A 20925-nucleotide genomic window follows, 5' to 3' on the forward strand; every position below is an offset into this window, starting at 1 on the left:
TGTCATGAAAAAAAACTCGTTTGTTCTCGGCTGCATTGGCTTCGTTCTACAGGCCTGCTTGGCGCTACCGAGCGCTTATGCACAGGGTGGGCCTGACCTAGCGGCCACGCTCAACGCGCAGAAGGACGCACTCAAAACCATGGCCTTTATGGATGGCGAATGGCGCGGCAGTGCCTGGACGCTGGGACGCGACGGTAAGCGCCATGACATTACCCAAACCGAGCGCATTGGCCCGTTGCTGGACGGCTCCATCAAGCTGATCGAAGGGCGCGGCTACAACGCAGATGGCAGCACCGGGTTTAACGCCTTTGGTGTGTTGGCGTTCGATCCCACGACCAAAACGTGGACGCTGACCTCTTGGGCGCAGGGACATCAGGGCGAATTCGTACTGACACCCAAGCCAGATGGATACGTTTGGACCATCCCAGCCGGGCCTAACGCGACCATTCGATATACGGCCGTTGTAAAGGGCGACACCTACAAGGAAATTGGGGAATATTTGGCCGAAGGTAAACCACCACACCAGACCTTCGAGATGAACCTGACCCGTGTCGGCCCCAGCGCCTGGCCCGGCGCGGGGGGCCTAGGTCCCAAATAGTTGATCTTGCCACGGGGTGTGAGTGAATATTGGCTCTAGCCCTCGTCTCCATTCAATTTGTTGCTACAAACACCATAGCATTTAAGTAAAGAGCTCAGATGCCACAGCAGGTTGTGCAAAAGCAGGGATACAAATCCGGAGGTTTGGCGCGAATGGCTCAATAGGGTTGTGAGCGATCAACTGAGTCAGCGCAGGCTGTCTTGTATGGCGCTCACCGCGCGCAGGCTGAGAGCAGCAATCGTCAAGGTCGGATTGGCCGTTCCGGTGGTTGGAAATACCCCCGCACCGACCATGAACAAATTGCGGTGATCATGGCTGCACAAGGATGCATCTACGACGGAGGTCCGGGGGTCTGCACCCATGCGCGTCGTGCCCATGATGTGACCGGCGCCGAAAAAGGTCGGTGCATGCTCAAGCCCGGTCGCCTGCATGCGCGCGAAAATGTCCGTGTGGGCGCGGCGGGCCTCCACCATGCCATTCTTCACATACTCACTGACGCTATACGCAATGTGCGGCAGTGGCACGCCGTACATGTCCCGTGCGCTCTTGTCCAGGCTCACGCGATTGTCCGGGTCGGGCTCTTGCTCCATCAGGGAGGCGATGCGCATATGACGCGAAGCCGCATCTGCCGTGGCCGTCTTGATGGCCTGGCCCTGCAGCCCTTGCTTTGCGAAGTCTGCAGCGGTGCTGCCAGGGGCGCCTGTTGGCCATGACCATCCATCGTTGCCGATTTCAATGCGGAAGGCACTGCGCTGCTGGCGAAACGCGCCGTCGCGCAGGTTTTCAATGCCCGAGGTAGAGAGCGGACCCCGGTAGGGATACACCGGCTCTTTGGACAAGGCCCAGGAAAGCTGCACGGGGTGATCCATCAGGTTGCGACCGACCTGGTCGGAGCTGTTGGCAACACCGTTGGGCATGGCCGGATTCTTTGAGGCCAGCAGCAGGCGCGGTGTCTCAATGGCGTTGCAGGCCAGCACGACCACCCTAGCGCGAAACACCCCTTCGCTATTGTCCCAGCGCCGAAAGCGCACAGACGAAATAAGTCCGTCGGGACCGACATCCAACTGCACCGCCGTACTGCGCTCTAGCAGCACCGCACCCGCCGCAACCGCTTTACCCACATGCACTGTGGCGTCGTATTTTGCCTGCACCGGGCACACCGGGATGCAACTGGAACTGCCGCAGCAGGCCATGCGTTCATCACGAAATTCGGAATTGCGAGCTTGCGGTGTTGACCGGACCTGATACGGACTGTCTTCCAATGCCCGGCCCATCACGGTGTCCAGGTAAGACGGCGGAATTTTGGCCATCGGAAAAGCGCTGCTGCGCGGTGAACCGAGGTCGTCCGCATCATCACCCGACACGCCGAGCTCCTGTTCAGCCTGACCATAAAACGGCTCCAGCTGCGCGTAGGAAATCGGCCAATCTAACCCGCGACCATAGCGTGTGTGCAGCGCAAAGTCGGATGGCAACAGGCGCAAACAGGTGCCCAGCCAATGCCACGTCGTACCGCCCACCAGTTTCAAATACGTGCTCTTGAACAAATCTGGCCCGCTTTGCTGGTACCAGCCCTTGGGCTCGTGCGTCAGCGGGTGCATGGCTTGCGGCACGGGTGGGTAGGCAGACTCCGGCACCTTGATCAGTGCCTTCCAGTAGGTCTGCACGGCTTCGGTGCGGTTTACCGGCGCACCGGCCTCCATGATGCAGACCTTCACACCGGTGGCGGCCAGCTTGGCAGCGACCAGCGCACCGGCAACGCCAGAGCCCACGACAAGAACATCTGCAGAAAAGGGAGTTGTCATATCAGTTGCTCACGCCGTGGCTGGAGGGTTGGACCAGTAGCCAAATGCACCGCCGCATTGGCCGGGGGGGTGCAGAAAATCTGCGCTGTGCCAGACCAGTGCTTCGTCATGTGTGACAACCACCGGGCCAGCCGCTGTTTGGCTCACACCGCTATACCAGGCGGCAATGATTTCTGCGTCTAGTGCCGGGCTCCGTGTCGTGTTCGCAGCGAGTTGGCCCGGCCCCGGCTGTGCACCTTGCGCCTGAAACGATTTCAGCAACATTGCACCGACGCCAGCGCTCAGAGCCGAAACCGGAAACCCCGTCAGGCGCGCAGACAACGCCAGAAAATCACCCACCGGCCCAGCCGCCTGTGCAACGCCCAGCTGGGGCCATCCGGCGGTGGCCGTCGCTACAGTGGAAAGCAAAATAGTGCGTCGACGAATCGTCATGGCAGTTCCTTCATCCGTCTCATCAAAACTAACTCAGGCACGCTCCGCAGTGCTCACATGCAGCAGTGCCAAACCGGTCAGCACCACCATACCCACCAGTGCCATGTGCGAGCCGCGCAATGCGGCGCGGCTGCTGGTGTAGTCGAAAAACATAGGCTGACCCTGTGGTGATTAAGCGCACGCTGAAGTTGAAGTAGCGCTCGGGGTACGGCTCAGGCTGCAGCGTGTAGTGCCACCACTCCTCAGGCAAATTGCGAAATCCGTGGCGTTGCAGCAGGGCGCGCAGCCAGTGGCGGTTGTGCTGAATGTCGGGTGACAGTGTAGGGTTGTCGGTGTGCGATTGCATGCCAAACCAGTCGAACGGCGTACCCATGTCTACATCCATGCCGTCGGCCAGTGGTCCACGCACGATTTGGCTGGCACGCTGCGCGTTCAGCACCACGGCGGTCAGGTCGACCGTGCTGCCACGGCTGTGGCCAGATTTTTCAGCAATGTAGCCGCGCTGAAACAGTTCTTCTTTGGGCACATCCGGATAAAACACCGATTTGGTTTTTTGGTCTGACAGGTCGCGACCCCATCTCACAAAGTCGTCTACTGCCGCTTGGGGGCGGTAACAGTCAAACACCTTCAGCGTCATGCCCTGCGGACGCAGTTCGGCTTGGGCCGCCTGCAGGGCGCGAGCGGCGGGTTCACTCAGGATGCACGTCGCGGTTTCATAGGCGGCAACCGGGCGGCCAACAAAATTATCGGGGCCGTGGTAACGCATGTCCTGAATGACGTCGGGCGCCAACGCTGCCAAATGTACAAAACCGGCGGGCATGGCCCGATTGGCAGCTGCAGGCACTGATGGTGGCGACCCCGGCACAGCGCACGCGACCAATGCGATTACTGCGATGCAGACAATCCAAAGCGCCCGTGTACGCTGCAACACTCCCGGTACTCGGTGATTCGCTCGCATATCTATCCTTTTATGAAATTTCAAAAAGTGCACAAGATACCTGCATGGGCGCTCAAGCCACCGCCCCGAACAATGCCCCCGCACCGGCGGTGACAGCCATCGCAATGGCACCCCAGAACGCGACGCGCCAGGCACCCTTGCCCATGTTCGCGCCGCCGGCCCGCGCCGATACTGCGCCCAACCCAGCCAGGAACACCAGTGAAGTGACCGAGACCCAGATGATCAGGTTCGTAGGCTCCACCGCCAGCACGACGCCAATCGGCAGCACTGCGCCTACTGAAAAGCTGGCCGCCGAGGCCAGCGCAGCCTGGATCGGTCGCGCAGCGGTGGTAGGAGAGAAACCCAGTTCGTCGCGTGCGTGCGCGCCGATCGCGTCATGCGCCATCAGTTGCTTGGCCACCTGATCCGCCAAGGGACGGTCCAGGCCACGACCCACGTAGATGCCCGCCAGCTCACGCTGCTCACCCGCCGGGTCAGACTTCAGCTCAGCCCGCTCGCGCGCCAAGTCGGCGTTCTCGGTATCCGCCTGCGAATGGACCGAAACGAATTCGCCTGCTGCCATCGACATGGCTCCGGCAATCAAACCGGAGACGCTTGTCAACAGCAAAGTGCGATGGTCTGCACCAGCAGCCGCCACGCCCAGCACCAGGCTGGCGGTGGACACAATGCCGTCATTGGCACCAAGCACCGCAGCGCGCAACCAGCCGATACGGTCGCTTCGATGATTTTCAGCACGGTGTTTCACGATGAATGTCCTGGTGTGTGTTTAAAACGTTATGGCTACGGTAACTCGTCACGCGGCTCGTGCGACAACGTACGTCCCTCACTGCCAGCCGAAGCGCCGGATGTACAGGCGCTTCATCAGCGTAGTGAGCACACTGTAGCCGACTAAGATCGCCACCAGCCAACCGTAGTAGGCCAGTGGCAGCGCCTGCAGCTTGAAGTAGCTTGCCAGCGGCCCCAGCGGTAGCCACAGGCCCACAGCCATGATGGCCAGCGTCATCACCATCAAAGGCGCGGCGGCACGGCTTTGCACAAACGGTATCTTGGGCGTGCGCACCATGTGCACCACCAGCGTCTGCGTTAGCAGACCCACCACAAACCACCCTGACTGGAACAGCCCTTGCTGCGCCACGCTGTTGGCACTGAAAACCCACCACATCATGGCAAAGGTGATGATGTCAAACAGCGAGCTGATCGGCCCGAAGAAGACCATGAAGCGACCAATGTCGGCCGGGTTCCACTTCAGCGGCTGGGTGACCAGTTCCGGGTCTACGTTGTCAAATGGGATGCCGGTCTGGCCAATGTCGTACAGCAGGTTTTGCACCAGCAACTGCAGCGGCAGCATGGGCAAAAATGGCAGGAATGCGCTGGCCACCAACACCGAGAGCACATTGCCAAAGTTGGAACTGGCAGTCATGCGGATGTATTTCAGCATGTTGCAGAAGGTGGTGCGGCCTTCCACCACGCCCTCAATCAGGACCAACAGGCTTTTCTCCAGCAGGATGATGTCGGCCGCCTCCTTGGCGATGTCGACCGCACTGTCCACGCTGATACCAATGTCCGCCGCACGCAGCGCTGGTGCATCGTTGATGCCGTCGCCCATGAAGCCCACCACGTGCCCGCTGGCACGCAACGCTCGAACGATGCGCTCTTTGTGCAAGGGCGTCAGCTTGGCGAAGATGTTGTGCGAGAGCGCCACCGCCTGCAGCGCCGCGTCGCTCAGCGCCTCAACGTCCGAGCCGAGCATCACCTTGTCACCAGCAGCACTAGGCAAGCCCACCTGGCGGCAGACCTGCGCCGTCACCAGATCGTTATCGCCTGTCAGCACCTTGACGGTGATGCCATGCGCCGCCAGCTTCTTCAAGGCGGGTGCGGCAGACTCTTTGGGCGGGTCAAGAAAGGCTATGTAGCCGATCAGCGTCAGGCCCGATTCGTCGGCCACCGAGTACACCGCCTGGTCGGGCGGCAGCGTTTTCACCGCCACCGCCACCACGCGTAGCCCTTCGGCATTCAGGCCGGCAGTAACGGCCTTGGTACGCGCCAGCATCGCGGCATCCAAAGGCAGTGTGGGCATTACCCGCTCGCCGTCCAGGCTGGCATCAAGCGAATCCTGGGTGCGCACATGGGTGCAGATGGCCAGCACCTCTTCCACCGCGCCCTTGCAGATCAGCTCGTGGTGCTGCTCCTGCCCGCCTTCGAGTGTGGCCACCACCACTGACATGCGCCGGCGCTCAAAATCGAAAGGAATCTCGTCAATCTTGCGGTAGGCGTCTTTGAGCTTCAGCTCGGTGGCGAGCTCGACATGGTCCAGCACGGCATGGTCGAGCAGATTTTTCAGTCCGGTTTGGTAGAAACTGTTGAGATAGGCAAAGTTCAGCACCTCGTCGGTGTCTTGGCCGTAGGCGTCGGCGTGGCGCGCCAGGGCGATCTTGTCTTGCGTCAGCGTACCGGTTTTGTCGGTGCACAGAATGTCCATCGCGCCGAAGTTCTGGATGGCATCCAGCCGCTTGACAACCACCTTTTTTCGAGACAGCAGCACGGCCCCCTTGGCCAAGGTGCTGGTGACGATCATCGGCAGCATCTCGGGCGTCAGGCCAACGGCCACCGAGAGCGCAAACAGAAATGCCTCCAACCAGTCGCCCTTGGTGAAACCGTTGACAAGAAAGACGATCGGCACCATCACGGCGGCAAAACGGATCAGTAGCCAGCTCACGCTGTTCACCCCCGCCTGAAAAGCGTTGGGCGTGGTCTCGGAGGCTGCGGCATGGGCCGCCAGCGTGCCAAAGTAGCTTCGCCCGCCAGTGGCCACCACCAGCGCCTGGGCCGTACCCGAGACGACGTTGGTGCCCATGAACAGCAGGTTGCGCTGGGCCAGTAGCCCACTGGATGGTTCGGCCGCGTCACCGGCCTGTTTGGATTGCACAAACTTCTCGACCGGCAGAGATTCCCCCGTCATCGCCGACTGGGCGACGAACAGGTCGCGCGCTTTCAGGATGCGGCAGTCAGCGGGGATCATGTCGCCCGCAGACAAACTCACAATGTCGCCGGCCACCAGTTCGCGCAGCGCAATCTCCTGCGGTTTGCCTGCCTCACCGGTGGCGGGCGCGCCAGGCTCGCGGCGGATCACCGTGGCCGTGTTGCTGACCATCGCGCGCAGACTTTCAGCCGCGCGGTGTGAGCGGCCTTCTTGAACAAAACGGATAACGGTGCTCAAAGCCACCATGGCGCCAATCACCACCGTGGCCTTGGCATCCGCACTCAGGAAGGACAGCACCGCCAACGCGGTCAACAGCACATTAAAAGGGTTCAGGTAGCAATGCCACAAGTGCAACCACGCGGGCAGTGGCGGCTCGTGCTGAATTTCGTTGGGGCCGTCACGCGTCAAACGGCGTGCCGCCTCCGCAGTGGCCAATCCGTCGATCTGTGATTGGAGTAGCGCAAGGGCAGCAGCGGGTTCACCAACAGCGGCTGCCAGCAGGTCTTGACCCACGGCGGCAGAGGTCTGCGGAACAGGAACCTTCGCACCCGCATTCCTGCCAGCCACCCCTATCGGCGTGGACATCAAGCCCGGCAGCGGTCGGCGCTCGAAGTGCCGTTTCGTGCGCCGTCGGCGCAGAAAACTACTAAAACCCTGGGTAAGAAGCTTGTGCATGGTCACCTTCTAACGATCGGGCGCGCACTGTGCCGCAGCTCACTGCGGTAGATCGGATGAAGGCAACATTTCATCCAGCCACGATACCATCGACGACGCGCCGTGTATGTCGCTTGCCGCACATTCTTGCCACGACTTGCAGTGGGGCCAAGGGGCTTTCGGGGTGCGCCGTACTGACCAGCTACTTGATCAAAATTCCCTTTTGCATTGCAAATGCCTTGGCGATTTTATGCAAGGGCTCCTGCAAACGAATTCTCAGTGCGTTTATGGCACTGTCCAAATGCACTTCAGTAGTTAACGATGACTGTGACGATGTCGGAGTAGTTGTCGGGTGTGAAGTTGGCGCTGGGAGCGACAGCAAAAACAGGAACCGACTGCGCCACGCCCGTGCCAATACCGGCCACGCCATTGCCGACGGAGGTGGCAGTGGCGGTATTGCCCCAAATTGGCCCCGAAGCGCTGACCGACCTGAGCTGATAGGGCACTTTGTCGGTATTCGCGCCGGTGCCCGACATGGCGCCCAAGCCAGCCGTGTTGTTGTTCGAGGGTTTCAGTCCAATGAAGTACGCGGTTCCACCCGAACAGGTCACGCCGATGCTGTTGGTGCCAGAACTGTTGACCGCGTCCACTGGTACGCCGCTGGCTGGACCAATCTGGATGTCGGATGCAGCACCGGCCGAGACGGTGCAACTTTTAATAACCGCAGCTTTGACCGTGAACTGAAAGTTTCCGTTTGTCGTGCCCGTGCAATTGGTCGGCGCAGTGCCACCATCTGACCACGAGATCGAGGTATGCCCGCCCGCGGCCGAGAAAAAATCCTGGTAATTGCCAACTGGGGCAGCACCCTGCCCGTTGAGCACCTGTCCGGTCATGGTGGTCGAGCCCGAGACACTTCCGTTGACACCGCCGCTTCTTCTAGGAATCGAAAAATTGGCGGTGAAGGGTAGTGGCACCGTACCATTGCCCGTAGAGCCCCAAATAATGCTTCCTGAAGTATGAAAAATTTGAAATTGCAGAATGTTTGCTCCGCTCTTCATTCGTCGTGGATTGAAAAACCCCAGACTCTCATTGCCATCGCCAATGTTGAAACACACGCGAACGTTGGTAGCGGTGGTAGCGTCATTGGTACAGGTGTAGTTCAGCGTCCCACTACTAGTCAAACCCACTCCCGCAACCAGATCCACACTACCGAAGTTCACATCAGTCATGGTTGCAGTGCATACAACGGCTGCATGCACCTTTTGTACTGGCATGGCCCATAGCAGGCAACAGGCAAGCAGGGGCACAAGCAGCTGTGGTGTTTGACGCAAATAGGTCACCGGGCACACATTGGACGGCTGCTGCATGGGGATTGGATCAGTAGTTGACGGTGACCGTGACGATGTCGGAGTAGTTGTCGGGTGTGAAGTTGGCGCTGGGAGCGACAGCAAAAACAGGAACCGACTGCGCCACGCCCGTGCCAATACCGGCCACGCCATTGCCGACGGAGGTGGCAGTGGCGGTATTGCCCCAAATTGGCCCCGAAGCGCTGACCGACCTGAGCTGATAGGGCACTTTGTCGGTATTCGCGCCGGTGCCCGACATGGCGCCCAAGCCAGCCGTGTTGTTGTTCGAGGGTTTCAGTCCAATGAAGTACGCGGTTCCACCCGAACAGGTCACGCCGATGCTGTTGGTGCCAGAACTGTTGACCGCGTCCACTGGTACGCCGCTGGCTGGACCAATCTGGATGTCGGATGCAGCACCTGCAGTCACCGTACAGCTTTTGATGACAGTCGCGCTCACATCAAAAGGAAAGGCACCACCCACTGTGTTACCACAACTTCCGGGAGCGGTGTTGTTATTGTTCTGGTTGATCCTCAAAGCGGTGTCGCCGCTCTGATAAATGCGGGTGTAGGCGCCCGGAACGGCGCTGGTCTGGCCAGCCAACACCCGACCGTACATAGTGGCCGAACCGGGAACGGAGACAGAGCTCTTGCCGGGGACCGTCACATTGACCTGTAACGGGGTATTGGAGCCAAAGAAGGTGCTGCCCCAAACGGTGGAATAGGTCGAATCTCTGTAGAGCTGGAAGTTGAGAAAGTTCGCTCCGCTGCTCAACCGACGGGGATTGGTCTGGGCGCCGCCCGGTTCGCCGATGCTGAAGCACAGCGTCGCGGCGCGCGAATTGTTATTGCTATTGGTGCAGTTAAAGGTCAGCGTGGCAGTTGCATTGGTCAGGCTGGACAACGGATCAACGGTACCGAAAACGAGGTCACTCATGGACGGCGTGCAGCTGATTTGCGCATGCACCGAAGTACTGCCCAGTACCGAAAAGACTGCGCCTAGCAGCCAGATCGTCCACGCGACAAATGGACGAGATGAAATATTCACCGCGCAGACTCTGTGAAACATTGCAGTGGGCCAATCTGCGCAATACCCTTGCCCTGCTTGGGATAGTCAAAGCTGACACGGCAAGTCCCGGCCGGCGTTTGTACGTCCAGCACATTCTGCAGGTTCAGCGTATCGACGTAAGTTTCACCGTCAAAACCAACCAGCACGGGTTGCAGGCCGTCGCTGCCCTGAACGCGCACCAAGCTGCCTAACGGTAGCGGTTTGCCGACGGCATCCACCAGCGTAATCAGGGCTGCGCGCACGGGGGTGACGCCAAAGCGCACCAGCGTACCAGCGCGGTCAGTAGGCGTGGCCAACGCTTTGACGCGGTCAATGCGCACATCAGATGGCAGCCGCATTGGGTCGATTGCCAACTGATTGTTCTGGTAGGCGCGCAACGGCGTGACCAACAGCATGCCTTTGCTGTCCGTGTTACCGATGGGGCGGTTTTCAAGTTTGACCGGTACGCCGGCAATGCCGTCGGTCGACACCACTGCAAAGGCGTCGTCCACGCGGCGCGTAGCGAAAGTCTGCCCGCCCATCAGCACCAGGCCACCATTGGCGCTGGCATAGGTGTAGCGGCTGTCGCCAAACGCGCTGATGCCCGCGCCTACGCGCCCATAGCGCCCAAGGTAGTCCACCTGTGCCTGTCCACCATTTTGGCCCTCACCCTGGCGCAACCCAGCGCGCCAGCCGATGCCGCCCCCGCTGGGCGCTGAGCTGCCGGCGTCGGCCGTGTAAATACTGCGGCTCTGGTCGCGCTGCATACCGCCGCTCAACGAGACGTTACTGTCCAGCGCCACATTGATACCAAAGAAAATATTGCTTTCGCTGCGCGTGTCCAGGTTCTGGTTGACGCTCAGGTTCAGCGACGTTGCGCGACCGATAGACTTGAACCAGTAAGCCGTGGCATAGCGCGTGGCCGACTGATCGGGGTAGCGCAAGTACAAATAGCTCACACCCACGTTGCCAATGTTTGGTGCGTTGTAGCCCATCACCGCACTGCCGGTTCCGACCGCCGGCAGCGTGCCGTATTGCGAAGCCACATCGAGGTAGTCGCCTTGCGTGCCGGTGGCGTTGAGTCCAAAATTGAAGCGGTCATTGCGCCAGCTGTAACCCAAATTGAGCTGCGAGCCCTGTTGCGCGTCGTGCACGCTGTGCGACGCAGCGCCCGATACCATGCCAGCCGCGCCCAGCTGCCAGACGCCGCCCGCACCAGCTGTTGTCAGGTCACGCGTAGCCTCGGCGTGTGTCTCAAGCGTAATGCTGTCAGTTAAACCGTAGCGCCAGGTACCGCTGGCGGCGGGGTCACTGCCGTAGTCAAAGGAGCGCAGTCCATAGTTGTTGCGCACCACGCCCAGGTCAACGGTCCAGTCGGAGAGGCCCTTTTGCAGCAGCTGCTGCGTGTCATATATTGAAAAACTGAGCGTGGTGGATTGCCCCAGGGCATCGGTCACCACCACTTGCGCGTTGCCCGAGCCAGTGATGTTGGGAATGGTGTTGAGTTGAAACGGCCCGGCAGGCACTTTGCCGCTGTACTGGCGTAGGCCATTGACGTAAAGCTCCACGTCCGAAGGCAAGGTGGCAGCGCCGATAAACGACGGCAGCGGCGCCGTGGTGCGGTAGGGTTGCAGTGCAAAATTGGTCGATAGCTGCACGCCGCCAATGCGCGTGGCGCGCGTCCAAGGCAGCGAGCCGGTGAGCGTGTCGCCCACGCGCAGTGTCAGCATCTGGTCTTGGTACGACTGGCTCCAGGTCGTATCGAGCCGCGTGGTGGTGGTGTTTTGCCAGTCACTGGCGTCGCTGCGGATGGCCTGCGTCAAGGCGGTGCTGCTGATGACACCAGCGCTACTAAAGGCGCGTACCTCGGTAAACGCGCTCAGGCTGGCGGCACCTTGCTGGGCACTCGCGCCATACAAGTCGAAGTTCAGCAACAGGCCGGGTGATGCAGTAGCAGGCTGCGCGGCGATGCCTGGCGTTGTGAGTTGCGTGGTAGCCAGCTTGAGCAGCGACAGCGGCGCCATAAGGGCCACCTGCTGACGCCGCGCGTCATAGGTCACGCGCAAGCCGGTCAGGCTGTTCAGACGGACCGGGTCGGTGGTGCCAGCCGGCAGCACAAAACCCAGCTGCTGCAGAGCCGAGGCGCTGGCCCACAGTTCGTCGTCGCGCCAACCGAAGTGCATGAGGCCCCTGGGCATGCCGTTGAGCTTGACATCAAGATAAAGGTCGTTGCCGCTTGCGCCGGCGAGGTTTCCGGCGCTGATGTCCGCGGCGGCAATCAGTACCAGACCTGCGGGGCTCTCTCCTGCTTGCGTGCCTTCGGCTGCCGCAGCGTGGGCGACCTGAGCCATGAGGGGCATCAGCCCCCCAGGAATCAGCAAGGTTTTAGCGAGGAGCGTCGGCCAGTGAAATGTTTTGCTGAACGGATTGGCCATTGATCAGGGTCTCTAGCGTGCCGCCGCCAGCAAATACCTTGGCGGCAGGCTTAAGGGCCCAACGCATTTGCGCGCCGGGCAGCACATAGCCCAGCAGGCCAGGAGTGAGTTCGGTGCGGTGGCCAGCCGCGTCAATAAAAGTTAAATTGGCAAGCTGCGCATGGATGCCGCCGCTGTTGGCAACCTCCAGCATGGCTCTGTCGCCATCAGAACGAATGGCCCAACTCAGTTGCGCAGGCGCAGCTGGCAGGCCGCCTGGCTCGATAAACACAGGCACCGAATAGCGCAGCACGAACTGCAAACCTTTGTTGCCAGCCGCGTCCACCGGCAACTCGTCGATGATCATGCGGTAGGCCTCTTGCACAGCTCCCGGACCGCTGGGTGGCGCGCCCAGGCGAATGACTCGTACCAGTTGCCGGTCACCAGCAGCCAGTTGCAGCATGGGCGGGCTGATGACCAGACCACGCGTGGGCGTGAGTTTATCCTCGCCGCCCTCTTGCGTCCAGCGGTACACCCGCACTTGGGCATTGATTGCCTTGTCTTCGGTGTTGCTGAGCCACAAACCTTCAGCGCTCTGACTGGCCGTCAGCGTAAGGGAAATTGGCGAGACTTGCAGTCCGCTGGCTGAGGCTACACCAACGGCCAGCCAAAGGCTAGCCAGCAAGGCAGCAGGACGAAAGCGCACGACTAGATCAGTAAGTGACGGTCACAGTGACCAGGTCGGTGTAAGCGCCCAAGGTCACAGCGTCTGTCGCCCCAGCAGCAACTGAAGCGAAGGCTATGAACGGCACAATTTGTGGTACACCCATGCCAAGGCCAACACCAGACATTACGTTAGCGCCTGCACCTGTCACATTACCCCATACCGCACCCGCTGCAGTGGTTTGGTGGAGTTGGTAGGCAATCGGCGTCGAAGGGGCTGGGCCAGCCATGGCGCCAGCGCCCACTGTGGAACTATTTGAAGGGGTCAATCCGACGGTGAACGCTGTGCCCTTTGAGCAGTTCACGTTAATAACAGTGCTAGCCGGTGTGACAGCGTCGCCCGCAAGTACCGTACCCAGATCGATATCGATTGGGGCAACCTTGATCGCGCAGGTACCGTTGACCGTCAACTTGACATTAAACGAAGAGGTGGCGGTGGCGGCACCAGCCACACCAACGAAGGACAATGCAGCAATAGCAAGCAGGGTTTTCTTGAACGACATATTATAAAATTTTCCGGTGAGGTTGGGGGTGAAATCGAAGCACAGTTGTTACAGAATACGTTCTTTATTGCGAACAATGTAACAATTTGTACAACTTTCGGCATGATCATACATGCGAACAAATACCCTCCTATTATTTGAGGACCATTTTTTTAGGTTGCCACAACCAATTTCCAGTGATCTATAGGTGGTGGGTTGCAAGTTTGCAATGCCAAATTTGGCACTGAAGTATTGGCCAACTTCAAGCAACTGCGCCGGCGGGAGGACAAAATTCTTGGGACTTCGGAAAACCCCAGCAAGGTAAGGGCGATTTTTCAGGGTACTTTTCGGTGCCATACTTAGCCTCATCCGGTCGAGTAATCTATCCTTTAGCTGCCTATTCAACAGGACTCAGGGTGTGGTTCCTTTGCCGCGCCAGGCACATACATTTCCCCTGAAGAATGCGCTATGCCAGCAGGTATTTCACACCATTCCGCTCTGATCGATAAACTCCGCGGGGAGCATCGGCTCTTGCTGCAGGCCTTTGGCTCGCTCAAGCAAGCGTCTGAAGCCGACGATGCGCCCGCGTTTAAATCTGCACTGCAGGAATTCAAGGCACTTCTGGTTCCTCATTTTCTGGAAGAAGCGATCAGTGTCTACACCTACTTGCGCCAGGAGTTGAAAGTGCTGGACAACCAGACGAACTTCCAACGGGTGAATGCCTACAAGAAAGAAAGTGGGGGAATCGGAGACGCTGCCCTCCGATTTGTGGAAACCTCTATCGCCACCCCCGACGACGCAATCGATTTTGCGCAAGTCCGCTCGTCCTTGCATGATATTGGGCTGCTGCTGGGCGACCGGATCCGCCGCGAGGAGTCTGATCTGTACCCCCTGTACCAATCGCTTCATTGATTTTTTCCAGTCCGTATTTCCCAAGAATTACACCGCCTCCGTACGCAAAGTGTTTGACAAAAGGCCGTGCAGCCCTCGAATGGATTACACAGGCAGCTATTGAAATGATAGCATGTGGGTCCATTTGATTTCGTTTGCTGCGCATGCCTTCGTCGCGACCATCGGCAATGGCACGGTCAGACTCGGTCACGCCAACTTTGTCAGCAGCGGTCTTCGTGTCGTTAGGCGTGCAACCTGCGATTTGGAGAACCAGTCGTACACATTTGACGAGAGACAGTGAAGCCCTCCTCTGCCGCAAAAAACGTTACCTCGATGGCTTCGGGGTGGTCTTGGCACACAACGTTTTTATCAAGGGCGATCCGGTGCGCGCAACTGGCTCCAGAGCGAAGCCCCGACAACGTACGTGGCAGACATCTCGCCACACGGTGACAACTAGGGAATGGGTTCAAAAAAATTCATAGGCGTTGGCAGCACACCTCTGCCGCCATCATTAACTTGTTTTTTTGCCTTACATGTGTCTGACGAATGGCATCATTTTTTTGCCTTAAAAACTAGGGTTTTCCACTCTGTGATGGTGCTTCTGTCGATGATAAATTTGTACCTGTTTCGCATGAAACACAAAGCCATTATTTTTAATGACGTGCCCTTTGTAGTTTTGATCGATTTCGGGCTGACCCGATCGTCGGTTGATTTCCATTACCGCAAAGGTTTGTTAACTATCGGTTGAAATTCTGGGTGATACCGGGTTTGCAACAATTTAAGAGGAAACACATGTCGGACTCTAAATCTCATAACGAAGCAAAGGCTATTATTTCGCGCCGAAATGCTTTGCATCTCGGTGCGAACGTAGCAGGGGCCACTCTGCTAACGACTTTCGGTGGTGTACGTTGGGCTTTTGCTGCCGACCAGCCCGCCATGGGTACTTGGCCTGAAGGGTCCAAGGGAGATACGGTGTATCTGGGTGCTGCCGTTCCTCTGACCGGCACCTATGCCGTACAGGGCGCGGACGAACTCAAGGGCTGGGAACTAGCGGTTGAGCACATGAACACCAACCACCCGCTGATGAAAAAGCTGGCGCCCAAGGTGAATAACGGCGTGCTGGGCAAGAAGGTAGCGCTTGTTTCTGCCGATTCGGCTGCAAAGCCCAACCAGGCACTGCAGTCAGAGCAGACTTTCATCGCCAAGAACAAGGTCGTGCTGATGACCGGTTCCACTTCTTCCGCAGTGGCGGTGGCAATGAACAAGTTTGCCCAGCGCGAAAAAATCCTCTACATGCCAGGAATTTCCGGTTCCAACGACACCACTGGCAAGGATTGTGTGCGTTACGGGTTCCGGCAGGGGTTTTTCGGGGAAATGGCGGCCAATGCCATCGGCCCGATATTGGTGAAGAATTTCGGCAAGAACCGCAAGGCCGCCTTCATGACGCCGGACTATACCTATGGCCACACCACGACGCAATCGGTCGCGGATTATCTGGTCAAAGAAGCCGGATGGACCATGGTGACCAATCAGGTTTCCCCTTTGGGAACGCAGGATTTCAGCCAATACCTGACCAATATTGCCAATTCGGGCGCCGATTTCCTCATTAACGTCAATTGGGGGCGGGATGCTGTGTTGTCGAGCCAGCAGGCCAAACAGTTTGGCTTGTTGCCCAAGATGACCTTGGTCCTGCCCTACCAGATCCCATTCTTTGCGAAGGAAGCTGGCGTCGATATCAGTGAAGGGGTGTTTGCGGCCACCGATTTCTGGTGGACGCTGGAAGACAAATACCCACTTGCCAAGATGTTCGTTGATGCATTCCAGAAAAAATTCGGCTATCGCCCGGAATGGGGCGCAGAAAACGCCTATGTCAGCTTCGCCCACTGGGCTCGCATGGTCACCCAGGCAGGCACCTTCTACCCACCCGATGTCATCAAAGAGTGGGAAAAGGGTGAAGTCATTCCGTCGCTGCTGGGCGATTTCGCTTACCGCAAGGAAGACCACCAGTACCTGCACCCTGTGGTCATCGTGCGCGGCAAGGCCAAGAAGGACATGAAGAACCCAGAGGACTTCTGGGAAGTTGTCGAAGTCGTTGATGGCGCCAAGGTCATCCAGCCGGCAAACGCCTTCGGTTGCAAGTTGGGCGACTACACCTAAGCGGGATGCTGGTTTGCTCCTTCAGCCATGGTGCTGTGGGGGCGCCAGCGGCATGTCTGCCTGTCTGAACAGTGGCTTGGCAATGGCCATGGCCCCTGTTCGGGTTGGCGGTGGGTGGCTGTAGTTGTTTCAATCCTTGAATCCATTTGCAATGAGGGCAGGTCAGCGTGATTAATTGGGCAAATTTCATCTCGCAATGTTTCAACGGGCTGGTGTTGGGGGCGCTGCTGGCGCTGATCTCCTCCGGTCTGACGATCATTTATGGCACGCTGGGCGTGCTCAATCTTGCGCATGGCGCGATGTTTATGCTGGGGGGGTATGCGGGCTGGGTGGCTTATACCTACACCAGCTCGTTTCTGGTTGCCGTGGTCGCCGGTTCGCTGTTCGTAGCGCTGGTTGGCATTGTGATGGAGCGGTTGATCATTCGCCATTTCTACACACGGCCACACGAAGACCAGCTTCTTGTCACGTTCGGCTTGGGCATCGTTTTTGTCGAGCTGGTGCGCTTCGTTTTTGGTAGTCTCTCCAAATCGGTACCACCGCCGGCGCTGCTGGCCGGCATCACGGACTTGGGTTTCATGGTCTATCCGACCTATCGTCTGGCGTTGCTGGGCATCATTACCGTGGCGCTGCTAGCGCTCTACTTCGTGCTGTACCGCACCCGTCTGGGCATGATCGTTCGCGCCGGCATCGAGGATTCGGTGATGGTGGATTCGCTCGGCATCAACGTCCATAAAATTTTCATGGTGGTGTTTGGTATTGGTGCCATGGCAGCGGGCTTTGCCGGCATCGTCAACGCGCCGGTTGTGTCCCTCGCACCGGACGTAGGGGAAGCCATTCTGGTGCAAACCTTCGTGGTGGTGGTCATTGGTGGGGTCGGGTCGTTTCCGGGAGCGGTGCTTGGCGGCTTGATCGCTGGCGAACTCATCAGCCTCACGTCGATGGTCAACCCCGCCTACTCGTACGTGATGCTCTTCGTTGTGATGACGCTTGTGCTGGTGTTCCGTCCGCGCGGATTGCTTGGCTCCGTAGGTCGCGAATAAACAGGATCTCCAGTAATGCGCAGACAAATTCCTTTCTTGGTCGAGGCACTGACAATTCTGGGCCTCATTGCAGCACCCTTCGTGCTGCCACACTTGGGTTTTACGCCGACCACCATCAACCGCATACTTGTGTGGGGATTGGTGGGCATTGGCTTTGACCTGCTCTTTGGCTACACCGGCCTGCTGTCGTTTGGGCAGTCGGCCTTCTTTGGCAGTGGTGGCATGTTCGCCGCGTACCTGCTGACACAAACCTCTATGCAAAGCACCATTGCAGCTTTGCTGATTGGAACAGTTGCGGCGGGTGTGATCGGTTTCTTCATCGGACTGATTGCATTGCGGCGCACCGGGATTTATTTCGCCATGATCACTGTGGCGATTGCCGAGGTCTTCTTTTTTGTCGAGTTCAACCCGTTGTCAGACTTCACTGGTGGGGAAAATGGTTTGCCTGGCGTGCCTACGCCGACCCTGAACCTAGGTTTCACCACAATTGACTTCAGCAGCAACATGGGCATGTACGCCTTTCTGGCATTCTGGTATTTCGTTGGGCTGGTGATTGCGCTGCGTCTCGTGCGCTCGCCCTTCGGTCTGGTGCTGCGCGCCATCCGGGAAAATCCGTTGCGTGCCCAGGCCTTGGGCCACAACATCCAGCGCTACAAGTTGGCAGTGTTTGTGGTGGCTGCCATGTACGCGGGTTTTGCCGGTGGATTGCTCGGACTGATGCAAGGTTTTATGCCGCCAGACGCCTTTATGTTTGCTACGTCGGGCGAGATCGTCATGCAGACGGCCATTGGCGGCGCGGGCACTTTGTTTGGCCCCCTACTGGGCGCGGCGGTGTGGCTTTACCTGAGTGATTTCTTCCAAACCACGCTGAACCTGGGTGCGACTTGGCGGCTCATTCTGGGCATTGTGTTCGTGCTGTTGGTGGTTTTTCTGCGGCACGGCTTGGCTGGCGCAATTTCCGACATCTACCGCTCGATGCGTCGAGGAAGGCAAGGGACTCAGCCGCAAACTGTTGGTCCTGTAGTCGCACGCAAGCCACTTACTGCTGCCAATCGTGTAAGGTTGGCACACAAGGCCACCAAGAGCAAAGAGGGCGTGCTGCTCTCAGTCACTGGCCTCACCAAGCACTATGGTGGGCTGGCAGCGAATAGCGATATCGACTTCAGCGTCAACCATGGTGAGATACGGGGCATCATCGGCCCCAACGGAGCAGGAAAGAGCACATTCTTCAAAATGCTGACCTGTGAGGTAGAGCCGACGGCCGGCAAGATCGTCTTCGACGGTCGCGACATCACCAAAATGGGCGTCATTGATGCCTGCCAGATGGGCTTGACCAAGAGTTACCAGATCAATCAGCTCTTCGAGAAGCTGACGGTGCGCCAGAACTTGGAAATCGCGGTGTTGGGCGTGGTACGTGGAAAGTTCAGGCTGGATATGTTCAAAAACCTGCACAAAGTGCGCAAACTCGATGACTATGTCGAGGGCAAGGCCGCGCTGGTGCACCTGTCGGAACGTCTCGATGCCTCGGTATCCGAGCTCTCGTATGGCGAAAAGCGCCGCCTGGAGATTGGGCTGGCGCTGGCGACCTCGCCCAGCCTGCTGCTGCTGGACGAACCCCTGGCCGGCATGAGCACCCAGGAGCGGATCGAAACCGTGGCACTCCTCAAGGCAATTGCTGAAGACCGCACACTGATCATCATTGACCACGACATGGATTCACTGTTTGAACTGGCTGGCAAAGTCACCGTGCTGCAAGAGGGGCGTTTGCTCGTCGAGGGCACGCCTGAGGAAATCAAGAACAACCCCCTGGTTCAGGAAGCCTATCTGGGCGGTGTTCACGAGGAGACGGTATGAGCCTGCTGGAAGTCAACGGTCTGAACAGCTATTACGGCGATAGCCACATCCTTTTCGATGTTTCGCTGCGTGTGGAAAAGAATGAGGTTGTGGCTTTGCTGGGCCGCAATGGTGCGGGCAAATCCACCACCTTTAAAAGCTTGATGGGCGTGGTCAAGCCTCGCACGGGAAGCGTGAAGATGGATGGTGTGGAGCTGGTCGGGAAAAAATCCCATTCCATTGCCCTGCTTGGTATGCAGCTCGTCCATGAAGAAAGGCGCATTTTCGGCAGCCTCACGGTAGAAGAGAACATCATTCTTGCGGGATTGACGGCGCAAAGTAAATGGCCACTCGAACGCATTTACGAAATGTTTCCTCGCCTCAAAGAGCGTTGCTTGAGCCGCGGCACGGACTTGTCAGGCGGCGAACAACAAATGTTGGCGATTGCCCGAGCACTGGTGCGTGACCCGAAGATCATCTTGCTTGACGAGCCATTCGAAGGGCTGGCACCGGTTATTGTGCAGGACCTCATGCGCATTTGCCGGGAGTTGGCTGCCGCTGGGCAGACGATTTTCCTGATCGAGCAGAATCTAGCAGCTACGCTGGCTTTGGCCAGCCGAGTCTATATTCTGAGCAACGGCCATATCGCCCATGAGGGGACGGCGGCCGAACTCAAGAGCAAGCCTGAAATTGTCCAGCGCTATCTTGGCGTCTAGAAGCTGCCAGGGAGTCGAGTGGAACGGCTCAATGTCTTTGCCCACCTGAGTTGCATATGTCTGAAGCCTACGTAGTCGGCCAAATCTTGGTCAAGGATTCTGCGAAATGGGACGAGTACCGAAACCATGTGCCGCACACCCTGGTGCCATGGGGCGCCGAACTCGTGTTTCGGGGCACCCAGGCGACTGGCATGGCAGACGAATGCACACACCCTGACATCGTTGTCATTCGGTTTCCCACGATAGCGGCGGCGCAAGGCTGGTTTTCTTCAGCCGCCTACCAGGCACTGATTCCCGTCCGGCTTCAGGCCGCCGACGTGACGCTGCTTTTTTATGCCACCTGAAGAAGGTCCTACAGTGAGGCAAACCCGCAGGCACTGCTGCTACCATTAAGCCCCTTTAGATTCACGAATCCACACCACTCAAGGAGACACTGCACATGACCATCCTCGTCGCCTACGTTTCACGCCCCGAAGGCAAAGCTGCACTCGATAAGGCCATCGAAATGTCAAAAGAGCGCAATGAGCCACTGCTGGTCGTAAATGCCAGCCCCGGTGGCCAGCAAGAAGACGCCTCGCTGACGCTGGCCTACGAGGTCGAGCAGATTGAAGAGCTGCTTGCCAAGCAAGGCATTAACGGCGAGTTCAAACAGTTTGTACGCGGCAAAAATGCGGTGGAAGAAATCAACGACCTGGTTGACGCGCAAGACATCTCCCTGCTCGTCATCGGCCTGCGCAAGCGCACTGCGGTGGGTAAGCTGATTATGGGCAGCGTGGCCCAGGAAATACTCATGACCGTGGCATGCCCGGTGCTGTGCGTGAAAGCGTTCGGAGCCTAAGGTACTGCCATTG

18 protein-coding genes are annotated in these 20925 nt (G+C 58.4%); 8 read left to right on the forward strand and 10 right to left on the reverse strand.

Features of this window, described 5'->3' with window-relative positions; all coding sequences use genetic code 11:
* Positions 1-4: 4 nt before the first annotated feature.
* A complete protein-coding gene (locus IPI80_RS10925; RefSeq protein WP_413859958.1) occupies positions 5-598 on the forward strand; it encodes a DUF1579 domain-containing protein in 594 nt (197 codons plus the stop codon).
* A gap of 185 nt (positions 599-783) precedes the next feature.
* Here IPI80_RS10925 and IPI80_RS10930 read toward each other — a convergent pair whose 3' ends face one another.
* The 10 genes from IPI80_RS10930 to IPI80_RS10975 form a co-directional block, all read right to left on the reverse strand.
* Positions 784-2400 (reverse strand): GMC family oxidoreductase, encoded by a 1617-nt coding sequence (locus tag IPI80_RS10930; protein WP_413859960.1) that lies wholly within the window; start codon positions 2398-2400, stop codon positions 784-786.
* 9 nt (positions 2401-2409) lie between these two features.
* Positions 2410-2832, reverse strand: a complete 423-nt coding sequence (locus IPI80_RS10935; RefSeq protein ID WP_413859962.1) for a sugar dehydrogenase complex small subunit — start codon at positions 2830-2832, stop codon at positions 2410-2412.
* 28 nt (positions 2833-2860) lie between these two features.
* On the reverse strand, positions 2861-3652 hold the full coding sequence (locus IPI80_RS10940) for a M15 family metallopeptidase (protein ID WP_413859964.1): 792 nt from the start codon (positions 3650-3652) through the stop codon (positions 2861-2863).
* A gap of 190 nt (positions 3653-3842) precedes the next feature.
* A complete protein-coding gene (locus IPI80_RS10945) occupies positions 3843-4535 on the reverse strand; it encodes a VIT family protein (RefSeq protein ID WP_413859966.1) in 693 nt (230 codons plus the stop codon).
* Between the two features lie 78 nt (positions 4536-4613).
* Positions 4614-7445: a magnesium-translocating P-type ATPase gene (mgtA, locus tag IPI80_RS10950; protein ID WP_413859968.1), complete on the reverse strand. Its 2832-nt coding sequence runs from the start codon at positions 7443-7445 to the stop codon at positions 4614-4616.
* 287 nt (positions 7446-7732) lie between these two features.
* Entirely contained in the window at positions 7733-8791 is a 1059-nt protein-coding gene (locus tag IPI80_RS10955) for a spore coat U domain-containing protein (RefSeq protein ID WP_413859970.1), read from the reverse strand.
* 10 nt (positions 8792-8801) lie between these two features.
* A complete protein-coding gene (locus IPI80_RS10960; RefSeq protein WP_413859972.1) occupies positions 8802-9836 on the reverse strand; it encodes a spore coat U domain-containing protein in 1035 nt (344 codons plus the stop codon).
* The gene (locus IPI80_RS10965) at positions 9812-12175 is read right to left on the reverse strand and encodes a fimbria/pilus outer membrane usher protein (RefSeq protein ID WP_413859974.1); all 2364 of its coding nucleotides are present in this window, start codon (positions 12173-12175) and stop codon (positions 9812-9814) included. Before IPI80_RS10965 ends, IPI80_RS10960 begins: the two co-directional genes overlap by 25 nt.
* A gap of 25 nt (positions 12176-12200) precedes the next feature.
* Positions 12201-12935: a molecular chaperone gene (locus IPI80_RS10970; protein ID WP_413859976.1), complete on the reverse strand. Its 735-nt coding sequence runs from the start codon at positions 12933-12935 to the stop codon at positions 12201-12203.
* Between the two features lie 7 nt (positions 12936-12942).
* Entirely contained in the window at positions 12943-13455 is a 513-nt protein-coding gene (locus tag IPI80_RS10975) for a spore coat U domain-containing protein (protein WP_413859978.1), read from the reverse strand.
* Positions 13456-13902: 447 nt separating this feature from the next.
* On the opposite strand from IPI80_RS10975, the gene IPI80_RS10980 reads away from it, so the two are divergent.
* The 7 genes from IPI80_RS10980 (at position 13903) to IPI80_RS11010 (ending at position 20912) form a co-directional block, all read left to right on the forward strand.
* A complete protein-coding gene (locus IPI80_RS10980) occupies positions 13903-14346 on the forward strand; it encodes a hemerythrin domain-containing protein (RefSeq protein ID WP_413859980.1) in 444 nt (147 codons plus the stop codon).
* Positions 14347-15069: 723 nt separating this feature from the next.
* Positions 15070-16482 carry a substrate-binding protein gene (locus IPI80_RS10985; protein ID WP_413859982.1) on the forward strand — a complete coding sequence of 471 codons (1413 nt, stop codon included), beginning with the start codon at positions 15070-15072 and terminating at the stop codon, positions 16480-16482.
* Between the two features lie 167 nt (positions 16483-16649).
* Complete coding sequence (locus IPI80_RS10990) at positions 16650-17525, forward strand: branched-chain amino acid ABC transporter permease (protein ID WP_413859984.1); 876 nt, start codon at positions 16650-16652, stop codon at positions 17523-17525.
* Between the two features lie 15 nt (positions 17526-17540).
* On the forward strand, positions 17541-19379 hold the full coding sequence (locus IPI80_RS10995; protein ID WP_413859986.1) for an ABC transporter permease subunit: 1839 nt from the start codon (positions 17541-17543) through the stop codon (positions 19377-19379).
* Positions 19376-20074: an ABC transporter ATP-binding protein gene (locus tag IPI80_RS11000; RefSeq protein ID WP_413859988.1), complete on the forward strand. Its 699-nt coding sequence runs from the start codon at positions 19376-19378 to the stop codon at positions 20072-20074. The genes IPI80_RS10995 and IPI80_RS11000 overlap by 4 nt, the downstream gene beginning before the upstream one ends.
* Positions 20075-20130: 56 nt before the next feature.
* Positions 20131-20418, forward strand: coding sequence for a DUF1330 domain-containing protein (locus IPI80_RS11005; RefSeq protein ID WP_413859990.1), 288 nt, complete (start codon positions 20131-20133; stop codon positions 20416-20418).
* A 95-nt stretch (positions 20419-20513) separates the two neighbouring features.
* Positions 20514-20912: a universal stress protein gene (locus IPI80_RS11010; protein WP_413859992.1), complete on the forward strand. Its 399-nt coding sequence runs from the start codon at positions 20514-20516 to the stop codon at positions 20910-20912.
* Positions 20913-20925: the final 13 nt, after the last annotated feature.

The organism is Candidatus Aalborgicola defluviihabitans, assembly GCF_016705985.1.
Lineage (GTDB): Bacteria > Pseudomonadota > Gammaproteobacteria > Burkholderiales > Burkholderiaceae_C > Allorhodoferax > Allorhodoferax defluviihabitans.

Coding starts and splice junctions, on each gene's coding strand:
- IPI80_RS10925 (WP_413859958.1), top strand. CDS start 5: ATGAAAAAAAACTCGTTTGTTCTCGGCTGCATTGGCTTCGTTCTACAG.
- IPI80_RS10930 (WP_413859960.1), bottom strand. CDS start 2,400: ATGACAACTCCCTTTTCTGCAGATGTTCTTGTCGTGGGCTCTGGCGTT.
- IPI80_RS10935 (WP_413859962.1), bottom strand. CDS start 2,832: ATGACGATTCGTCGACGCACTATTTTGCTTTCCACTGTAGCGACGGCC.
- IPI80_RS10940 (WP_413859964.1), bottom strand. CDS start 3,652: ATGCCCGCCGGTTTTGTACATTTGGCAGCGTTGGCGCCCGACGTCATT.
- mgtA (WP_413859968.1), bottom strand. CDS start 7,445: ATGCACAAGCTTCTTACCCAGGGTTTTAGTAGTTTTCTGCGCCGACGG.
- IPI80_RS10955 (WP_413859970.1), bottom strand. CDS start 8,791: ATGCAGCAGCCGTCCAATGTGTGCCCGGTGACCTATTTGCGTCAAACA.
- IPI80_RS10960 (WP_413859972.1), bottom strand. CDS start 9,836: ATGTTTCACAGAGTCTGCGCGGTGAATATTTCATCTCGTCCATTTGTC.
- IPI80_RS10965 (WP_413859974.1), bottom strand. CDS start 12,175: ATGCCCCTCATGGCTCAGGTCGCCCACGCTGCGGCAGCCGAAGGCACG.
- IPI80_RS10975 (WP_413859978.1), bottom strand. CDS start 13,455: ATGTCGTTCAAGAAAACCCTGCTTGCTATTGCTGCATTGTCCTTCGTT.
- IPI80_RS10980 (WP_413859980.1), top strand. CDS start 13,903: ATGCCAGCAGGTATTTCACACCATTCCGCTCTGATCGATAAACTCCGC.
- IPI80_RS10995 (WP_413859986.1), top strand. CDS start 17,541: ATGCGCAGACAAATTCCTTTCTTGGTCGAGGCACTGACAATTCTGGGC.
- IPI80_RS11000 (WP_413859988.1), top strand. CDS start 19,376: ATGAGCCTGCTGGAAGTCAACGGTCTGAACAGCTATTACGGCGATAGC.
- IPI80_RS11005 (WP_413859990.1), top strand. CDS start 20,131: ATGTCTGAAGCCTACGTAGTCGGCCAAATCTTGGTCAAGGATTCTGCG.
- IPI80_RS11010 (WP_413859992.1), top strand. CDS start 20,514: ATGACCATCCTCGTCGCCTACGTTTCACGCCCCGAAGGCAAAGCTGCA.